At 76.1% G+C, this 8,498-nt stretch carries 8 protein-coding genes and 1 pseudogene; 5 read left to right on the top strand and 4 right to left on the bottom strand.

Annotated elements, in window-relative coordinates; translation table 11 throughout:
* A partial coding sequence (locus SZN_RS33055; RefSeq protein ID WP_244313461.1) for an EamA family transporter occupies positions 1–752 on the bottom strand: 752 nt, incomplete at its 3' end.
* Between the two features lie 68 nt (positions 753–820).
* On the opposite strand from SZN_RS33055, the gene SZN_RS33050 reads away from it, so the two are divergent.
* The 4 genes from SZN_RS33050 (at position 821) to SZN_RS33035 (ending at position 6,104) form a co-directional block, all read left to right on the top strand.
* Positions 821–1,675, top strand: a complete 855-nt coding sequence (locus tag SZN_RS33050) for a LysR family transcriptional regulator (protein WP_007503694.1) — start codon at positions 821–823, stop codon at positions 1,673–1,675.
* A 252-nt stretch (positions 1,676–1,927) separates the two neighbouring features.
* Positions 1,928–2,701 carry an HAD family hydrolase gene (locus SZN_RS33045; protein ID WP_007503693.1) on the top strand — a complete coding sequence of 258 codons (774 nt, stop codon included), beginning with the start codon at positions 1,928–1,930 and terminating at the stop codon, positions 2,699–2,701.
* The gene (locus tag SZN_RS33040; protein WP_007503692.1) at positions 2,698–5,094 is read left to right on the top strand and encodes a glycoside hydrolase family 65 protein; all 2,397 of its coding nucleotides are present in this window, start codon (positions 2,698–2,700) and stop codon (positions 5,092–5,094) included. The genes SZN_RS33045 and SZN_RS33040 overlap by 4 nt, the downstream gene beginning before the upstream one ends.
* 128 nt (positions 5,095–5,222) lie before the next feature.
* Positions 5,223–6,104 carry a universal stress protein gene (locus SZN_RS33035; protein ID WP_043734336.1) on the top strand — a complete coding sequence of 294 codons (882 nt, stop codon included), beginning with the start codon at positions 5,223–5,225 and terminating at the stop codon, positions 6,102–6,104.
* A gap of 3 nt (positions 6,105–6,107) precedes the next feature.
* Here SZN_RS33035 and ppk2 read toward each other — a convergent pair whose 3' ends face one another.
* Together ppk2 and SZN_RS33025 are read right to left on the bottom strand one after the other, a co-directional pair.
* A complete protein-coding gene (gene ppk2, locus SZN_RS33030; RefSeq protein WP_007503690.1) occupies positions 6,108–6,911 on the bottom strand; it encodes a polyphosphate kinase 2 in 804 nt (267 codons plus the stop codon).
* A 160-nt stretch (positions 6,912–7,071) separates the two neighbouring features.
* The gene (locus SZN_RS33025) at positions 7,072–7,428 is read right to left on the bottom strand and encodes a DUF6479 family protein (protein ID WP_007503689.1); all 357 of its coding nucleotides are present in this window, start codon (positions 7,426–7,428) and stop codon (positions 7,072–7,074) included.
* A 106-nt stretch (positions 7,429–7,534) separates the two neighbouring features.
* Between SZN_RS33025 and SZN_RS33020 the strand changes: the two are divergent.
* A pseudogene (locus tag SZN_RS33020) lies at positions 7,535–7,907 on the top strand (four-helix bundle copper-binding protein).
* A gap of 203 nt (positions 7,908–8,110) precedes the next feature.
* On the opposite strand, the gene SZN_RS33015 reads toward SZN_RS33020, so the two are convergent.
* Positions 8,111–8,498: histidine phosphatase family protein (locus tag SZN_RS33015; protein ID WP_043734333.1), on the bottom strand; the 388-nt coding region annotated here is incomplete at its 5' end.

Below are 8,498 nucleotides of genomic sequence, written 5' to 3'. Positions count from 1 at the left end.
GGGACCCGCCGCAGCGTGCACAGGTCCGCCAGACAGGGCACCGCGGAGGACAGCACCCCGGCCACGACCGCGCAGGCGACGGCGGCGGCCGTGAGCGGCTGCCGCACCGCGAGCACGACTCCGGCCGGCAGGAACAGCACGGCCGAGACCGCGGCCGCCGCGGCGGGGCCCTGGGCTCCAGGGACCCGTTCGCCGACCGTGCGGTTGAGCAGGATGTACGACGCCCAGCACACGGCGGCCAGCAGGCCGAGCCCCATCCCCAGGTAGTCGGCCGAGGGCCGGGGCCGCAGCAGGGTGACCACACCGGCCGCGGCGACCACCGCGCAGGCGACGTCCGCCCGGCGGCGCGAGGCGGCCAGCGCGAGGGCCAGCGGCCCCAGGAACTCCAGCGTGACCGCGAGGCCGAGGCCCACCCGCTCGATCGAGGAGTACAGCGCGAGGTTCATCGTGCCGAACACCAGGGCCAGCAGCAGCACCGGCCACCACTGGCGCCAGGTGAACGAGCGCAGCGCGGGCCTGCCCACGGCCAGCAGGACGAGCGCGGCGACGTACTGCCGCACCGCGACCACACCCACAGGGCCGAGGACGGGGAAGGCGAGGGAGCCGACCGCGGCACCCGTCTGGTTGGACAGACCGCTCCCCGCCATGGTGGCCACCCCGGCGAGACGGCCGCGCCGCCCCCGGGACACGGCGGCCGGCGCGGCGGCGGACACGGATATGGGTGCGGGCACGGGCGCGGGACGGGTACGCATACGCCGATCGTGGGACGGCCCCACCCATACGCAAAATGCGTACGCCGCCACATCTATACGCTTGGGTCATGCACCCGGAGCTACGCCAGCTGCGCGTCCTCGTGGCCATCGCCGACGAGGGCACCTTCACCGACGCCGCCCTGGCCCTCGGCGTCTCCCAGGCCGCCGTATCCCGCTCCCTGGCCGCCCTGGAGCGCGCGCTCGGCGCACGGCTGCTGCGGCGCACGTCGCGCGCCGTCAGTCCGACCGGAACCGGACTGCGCGTCCTCGCCCACGCCCGCCGGGTGCTCGCGGAGGTCGACGAACTGGTCCGCGAGGCGGCCTGCGGACACGAGCGGCTGCGGATGGGCTACGCCTGGGCCGCCCTCGGCCGGCACACCGCGGACTTCCAGCGCCGCTGGGCGGGCGCCCACCCCGGCACCGACCTCCAGCTCGTCCGCGCCAACTCGTCCACGTCCGGGCTCGCCGAGGGCGCCTGCGACCTCGCCGTGACACGGCGGCCCCTGGACGACCGGCGCTTCGACAGCGCCATCGTCGGACTGGAGCGGCGGCTGTGCGCGCTCGCCGCCGACGACGCCCTGGCCCGGCGACGCTCGGTACGCCTCGCCGACCTCAGCGGCCGCACCCTCCTGGTCGACCGCCGCACCGGCACCACGACCACGGACCTGTGGCCGCCGCACTCCCGGCCCGCGACCGAGGACACCCGCGACGTCGACGACTGGCTCACGGTGATCGCCACCGGCCGCTGCGTGGGAGTGACCGCCGAGGCCACCGCCCACCAGTACCCGCGCCCCGGCGTGGTCTACCGGCCGCTGCGCGACGCCGAGCCCATCGCCGTACGGCTGACCTGGTGGCGCGAGGACCCGCCGCCCGCCGCGCAGGCCGTCATCGAGCTGCTGACGGCCCTCTACCGCGGCGACTGAGGGCGCGGGCCGCCCCGGAGGGGGCGGAGGGCACGCCCGGTGCGCCGGAGCGGCTCCGCACTCCGGCGGCCCTGGTGACAGAACGGGCCGAACGGGTACTCGTGAGCCGATCCCGCCGGGCGCGGGCCGGCGGGGGAGCGGAGGTGAGCGGACCGTGCGCCTGACGACCCCTGGTGCCGGGACGGACGGGCCCCGCCCGGACGCCGTGGCCGCACGCCGCGTCCCGGCCCCGGCGGCGAGAGCGGCGCGGCCGTGAGCGGGCCGCACGCCCGTGGCGGGCCGCGGGACGCCCTCGCTCCCGCCCTGCGCGACGTCCGCGCCGTCGTCTTCGACACCGACGGCGTGATCACCGACTCGGCCAGCGTGCACGCCGCCGCCTGGAAGCGGGCCTTCGACGCCCGCCTGCGCGCCGATCCGCCCGCGGACCCGGCCCAGCGCCGCCCCTTCGACGAGCGGGACGACTACCTTCGCCACGTGGACGGCAGGTCCCGCCTGGACGGTGCCGCCGCCTTCCTCGCCGCGCGCGGCGCCGACGCCTCCGACGCCGCGGTACGGCAGGTCGCGGCCGACAAGGAGCGCCTGTTCACCCGCCGGCTCGCCGAGGGAGGCGTCGACGCCTACCCGGGGACGGTGCGCCTGGTGAGGGCGCTGCGCGCCGCCGGAGTACCCCGTGCCGCCGCCTCCGCCTCCCGGCACGCCGGGGAACTGCTGGCGCGGGCCGGGGTGCTCGACCTCTTCGACGTCCTCGTGGACGGCGGCGAGGCGGCTCGGCTCGGCCTGGCCGGCAAACCGCGGCCCGACCTGTTCCTGGAGGCGGTCCGCCGGCTCGGCGCCCCCGCCGGGCAGGCGGCCGTCATGGAGGACGCGCTGGCGGGCGTGGAGGCCGGACGCGCCGGCGGCTTCGCCCTCGTGGTCGGCGTCGACCGGACCGGCGGCGCGGACACGGGGGAGCGCCTGCTGCGGCACGGCGCGGACATGGTCGTACGCGATCTCGCAGAACTGTGCGCGCGAGGAGGACCGACGTGACGGACCTGGGCGGTGCCACCGGGGAACCGGGCCCGAGCTGGGAGTACGAGGGCTACCGGGCAGCCGACGAACGCCTGCGGGAGTCGCTGTGCACGCTGGGCAACGGCTACTTCGCCACCCGCGGCGCCCTGCCCGAGTGCGCCGCCGACGACGTCCACTACCCCGGGACGTACGTCGCGGGCGTCTACAACCGGCTCACCTCCGAGGTCGCCGGACGCCGGGTCGAGAACGAGGACATGGTGAACGTCCCGAACTGGCTGCCCCTGCGCTTCCGGCTGCCCGGCGGCGACTGGCTCGTCCCCGACACCGCCGACGTCCTCGCGCACCGGCTGGTACTGCGCCTGGAAAGCGGCCTGTTGGAGCGCACCACCCGCTACGGCCTGGGTGGCAAAAAGACGTTGACGGTGCGTCAGCTGCGGTTGGTGCACATGGGCGACCCGCATCTGGCGGCGCTGCGCTCCGAGTTCACGGCCGAGGGCTTCGCCGGCCCCCTGGAGGTGGAGGCGGCCCTGGACGGCGGCGTCACCAACGCCGGGGTGCCCCGCTACCAGGACCTCGACGGCCGTCATCTGACCCGTGTGCACACCGGCACCGGGGCCCCGGACACGGTCTGGCTGCGCTGCCGCACCCGCGCCTCCGACGTGCGCGTCGGCCTCGCGGCCCGCCTCACCGCCGACGCGCCCGTCACCGGCCACCGCGAACTCCCGCGCGCCGTCCAGCGCCTGACCCTCGACCTGGAGCCCGGCCGCACCGCCACGGTCGACAAGACCGCGGCCCTGCACACCTCCCGCGACCCCGCCATCAGCGACCCCCTGCACGCCGCGATCGACCGCGTCGGGCGCGCCCCCGGCTTCGAGGCGCTCGCCGCCTCCCACGCCGTCGCCTGGAACCAGCTGTGGCGCCGCGCCGCCCTCGACGTCCCCGGCGAGTCCGGGCTCATCCTGCGCCTGCACCTCTTCCACGTGCTGCAGACCCTCTCCCCGCACACCGCCGACCTCGACGTCGGCGTGCCCGCGCGCGGACTGCACGGCGAGGCGTACCGCGGCCATGTCTTCTGGGACGAACTGTTCGTCCTGCCCTACCTCAACCTGCACTTCCCCGAGGTCTCCCGGGCGCTGCTGCACCACCGCCACCGGCGCCTGGAGCAGGCGCGCACGGCCGCGGCCCGAGCGGGCCTGCGCGGCGCCATGTACCCGTGGCAGAGCGGCAGCGACGGACGCGAGGAGACCCAGCGGCTCCACCTCAACCCGCGCTCGGGCCGCTGGCTGCCCGACCACTCCCGGCTCCAGCACCACGTCGGCTCCGCGATCGCCTACAACGTGTGGCAGTACTGCGAGGCGAGCGGGGACACGGAGTTCCTGCACACCAAGGGCGCCGAGATGATGCTCCAGATCGCCCGCTTCTGGGCGGACAAGGCGGTCTACGACGACCGGCTGCGCCGCCACCGCATCAAGGGCGTGGTCGGACCCGACGAGTACCACGAGGCGTATCCCGGCGCCGGCCCGCCCGGCCTGGACGACAACGCCTACACCAACGTCACCGCCGCCTGGGTGCTGGCGCGCGCCCTGGACGTGCTGGCCGCCCTCCCCGCACCCCGCCGCCGCGAACTCGCCGAGCGCACCGCCCTCGACGACACCGAACCCGACCGCTGGGACGAGGTCTCCCGCACCCTGCACGTCCCCTTCCACGACGACGTCATCAGCCAGTTCGAGGGCTACGGCGACCTCGCCGAACTCGACTGGCACGGCTACCGCTCCCGCTACGGCGACATCCGCCGGCTCGACCGGATCCTGGAGGCCGAGGACGACACCGTCAACCGCTACAAGGCGTCCAAGCAGGCCGACGTGCTGATGCTCGGCTACCTCTTCGCACCCGCCGAACTCGGCGGCCTCTTCCGGCGGTTGGGCCACCGCCTGGACGAGGACGTGTGGCGGCGCACCGTCGAGTACTACCTGCGCCGCACCAGCCACGGCTCCACGCTCAGCGGACTCGTCCACGGCTGGGTGCTGGCCCGCTGCCGGCGCAGCGAGGCGTGGACGTTCTGCCAGGAGGCCCTCCAGGGCGACATCGCCGACCTCCAGGGCGGCACCACCGGCGAGGGCATCCACCTGGGCGCCATGGCCGGCACCCTCGACCTCGTCCAGCGCGGACTGCCCGGCCTGGAGACCCGCGGCGGCGCGCTGCGGCTGGACCCCGTCCCGATGCCCGAGCTGTCCTCCTACGGGTTCTCCCTGCGCTACCACGGCAACTGGGGCGTGCGGCTGCGCCTGGAGCGCGGCCTGCTGGAGATCACGGTCCCGGCCTCCGGCGCCGCGCCCATCGACGTACGGCTGCCGGACCGCGAGGTCTGCCTCCGGCCGGGGGAGTCGGCGCGGCTGGTCCTGCCCGACTGACACCGCCCACGGCCCGCCCGGTGCGGGATGCGGCCCGCCGGGGGACGCTGGAGGCAGGGCACGGCCCGGCGGACGGCGCCCGCGCGGCGGAGCGCGCCGCCGCGGACCCCGCCGGAAAGGGGAACACGATGAACGGCCCGGTAGTCGTCGGGGTGGACGGATCGCCGTCGGGACGCGCGGCCGTGGAGATCGGCGCGCGCGAGGCCGAGGCGCACGGCACGGGGCTGCGCCTGGTGCACGCCTTCGGCTGGCCCACCGCGCACATCCCGCCCGGCGGGCGCCCCTGGGAGTCCGGCCACGCCGGGATGCGCGAACTGATCGACGGCACCCTCACCCGTGCCGAGGCCCGCGCCCGGGAGAGGGCCCCGGACATCGCCGTGACACGGGACGCCGTGGTCGGCGAACCGGTGACGGTCCTGGAGATCGAGTCGCGCACCGCGTCCCTCGCCGTGGTCGGCAGCCGCGGCCTGAGCAGGTTCGGCGCCCTGCTGCTCGGCTCCACCGCCGGGCACCTGGCCGCCCACGCCGCCTGCCCGGTGCTGGTCGTGCGCGGCAGGCCGGACGCCACGGGGCCGGTCCTGCTGGCCGTCGACGGCTCGCCCGCCGCCCGCGGAGCCGTCGAGTTCGCCTTCTCCCAGGCGTCCCGGCACGGCACCGGACTGCTGGCGCTGCACGCCTGGAGCAACCGCACCGAGCGCGCCTACGAGTCGCCCGCCGACCCGCCCTTCGTCACCTACGACGAGGACCGGCTGCGCGACGAGGAGGAACGCGTGCTCGCCGAGGCCCTCGGCGGACTGGGCGAGCGCTACCCCGACGTCGCCGTGGACCGCAGGCTGGTGCGCGGCCGGGTCCGGCACACCCTCATCGAGGCCAGCGCCGGGGCCGCGCTCGTGGTCGTCGGGGCCCGCGGGCACGGCGGGTTCAGCGGGCTGCTCCTCGGCTCGGTCAGCCAGGCGGTGCTGCACCACGCGCACTGCCCGGTCGCCGTGGTGCGCTCCGGGCCCGGATGAGCCTCACAGCCGGGCGGCGTGGTCCGGGACGTGGTTCTGCAACTCGCGCGGGGGACGCCGGTAGCCGGACGAGGCGGGCCGCTCCGGCAGCTCCAGCACCGGCGGCAGCACGTCCTGGTACGGCAGGGAGCCCAGCAGGTGCGCGATCATGTTCAGCCGGGCCCGGCGCTTGTCGTCGCTCTCCACCACGTACCAGGGCGCCCCGGTGACGTCGGTGTGCACCATCATCTCGTCCTTGGCCCGCGAGTAGTCCTCCCAGCGGCTGACGGACTCCAGGTCCATCGGCGACAGCTTCCAGCGCCGCAGCGGGTCCTCCAGGCGCCGCCGGAAACGCTCCTGCTGCTCCTCGTCGCTCACCGAGAACCAGTACTTGCGCAGCAGGATGCCGTCCTCGACGAGCATCCGCTCGAAGAGGGGGCACTGGCGCAGGAAGAGCTGGTACTCCTCCTTGGAGCAGAAGCCCATGACGTGCTCGACACCGGCCCGGTTGTACCAGCTGCGGTCGAACAGGACGATCTCTCCGGCCGCCGGCAGATGCGCGATGTAGCGCTGGAAGTACCACTGGCCGCGCTCGCGCTCGGTCGGCCTGGGAAGGGCCGCGATCCGCGCCACCCGGGGGTTGAGGTGCTCGGCGACCCGCTTGATCGTGCCGCCCTTGCCCGCCGCGTCCCGCCCCTCGAAGACCACGACCAGCCGGGCGCCCTCGGCCCGCACCCACTCCTGGAGCTTGGCCAACTCCGTCTGCAGGCGCAGCAGTTCCTTCTCGTACGCCTTGCGCGGCAGCCTCTCCGCCTTCTCGCCGGACATGCCGCCTCCCGTACTCGCGCTCGAACGCCTGAACCGCACCGCCACCGTACTGACCGGGGCCGCCCCGCGCACCCCGGACCGCACGGCGGGGCCGGGACCGCGACGGTCCCGGCCGGTCGCACGGCCCGCCGCCGCGGGCCGCACGGGGGATCGGGCGGGCTCAGCCCTGCCCTCCGCCGCCGAACGACCCGCTCCCGCCGTCGTCCCAGCGCCGCCTGCCCGTCGCCGTGCCGGGACGCGAGGGCGAGTTGCCGTGGCCGGGCATCTCGTGCGGGGTGATCCGGTGGTCGCCGCGGGGCACCTCGTCGGGCTCCCGGTTCTCCCGGACCTCACCGACGGGTCCCCCGGGCGGCAGACGGGGCTGTTCCTCGGGGCGCGGCGGTGCCGGCTGCCGGCGCCGGGCACGGGAGCCCAGCGCGAAGGCGCCGATGAGGAGCGCCACGACGACCAGACCGGCCACGCCCAGTCCGATCCCCAGCGCGCCCTTGGCGGCGATGTCCGTCGATGCGATGTCCATGGGCCCGCGAGTACCCCCGCCGCCCCACCCGAACCCGCCGGCCCCACCAGGCGCGACGCCGGACGCGCCCGGGTTCGGCGCGGGCGGGGCACGCCACCCGACACGCGTGACGTCGACGACTTCGCAGCGAGAACCCGTCCGGTTCCTTGAGGACCGCTTCACCTGCGCGCCGGCCTGCACCGGGTGCGCGCGCCTGTGCCGTGCGGGCGGGCCCGGTGGACCCGGACGGCACCGGGGAGCAGGCGCCGCCGCGGCGCAGGGGCATCCTCTGCGCCGAGGTGTGCGACGCGACCTGCCGGATGCTGTCCGAACAGGGGCGGACCGGCGAGGCAGCCCCGCGCCTCCGACCGGAGTGGACCCGCACGGTCTGCCTGGAGAGCGCCCGCGTCGTCGAGCGCCACCCCGGCGCCGAGGAGACCGCGAGGGCCTGCCACGACTGCGCCCGCGCCTGCTCCGCGTTCATGGCGGTACTCGACTGAGGGTCGTTCGACGGAAGCAAGTCGATTCGCTGTGAGGCGAGTTCACGCCGAGGGGGGCTTCGGTCGGTCGGGCCGGACTTCAGGTCGGCCTCCCCGGCGGCGTGTTCACGGCCGGGCGCGGGCCTCAGCCCTGCCCGGCAGGGCCCCGGCCTCAGCCAGCCCAGCCGGGCTCCCGCCTCAGCAGGCCCGGCAGGGCTCCAGCCTCAGCCGGCCCGGCCGGGTTCCGAGTCGGCCGTTCCGGCGCCGAGTTCGCGGCCCACCCGCACGTTCCAGCGCCCCGCCCGGCCGCTGAGCTCCACGGCCGTCAGCGGTGGCACGTCGGTCCGCCAGAACGCCGACGCGGGCGCGCCGAGGCAGACGACCACCGCGGCTCGCGCGAGTTCGGGCTCGACCACGACGACCGTTCTGCCGTCGTGCCGCGCGGCCTGTTCCAGCCACCGCGCCGTCCGCTCGCACAGGGCGCCCACCGACTCCCCGCCGTGCGGCGCGGCGTCCGGGTCCGCCAGCCACCGCGCCAGCGCCTCCGGCTCCCGCGCGCCGACCTCGTCGAGCCGTGCGCCCCGCCAGCGCCCCACGTCCAGGCCCGCCAGC

Origin of the sequence: Streptomyces zinciresistens K42 (assembly GCF_000225525.1) — a bacterium.
GTDB lineage: Bacteria > Actinomycetota > Actinomycetes > Streptomycetales > Streptomycetaceae > Streptomyces > Streptomyces zinciresistens.
This window is presented reverse-complemented; position numbering and strand designations above follow the sequence as displayed.

Coding starts and splice junctions, on each gene's coding strand:
- SZN_RS33025 (WP_007503689.1), bottom strand. CDS start 7,428: ATGGACATCGCATCGACGGACATCGCCGCCAAGGGCGCGCTGGGGATC.
- SZN_RS33035 (WP_043734336.1), top strand. CDS start 5,223: ATGAACGGCCCGGTAGTCGTCGGGGTGGACGGATCGCCGTCGGGACGC.
- SZN_RS33050 (WP_007503694.1), top strand. CDS start 821: ATGCACCCGGAGCTACGCCAGCTGCGCGTCCTCGTGGCCATCGCCGAC.
- ppk2 (WP_007503690.1), bottom strand. CDS start 6,911: ATGTCCGGCGAGAAGGCGGAGAGGCTGCCGCGCAAGGCGTACGAGAAG.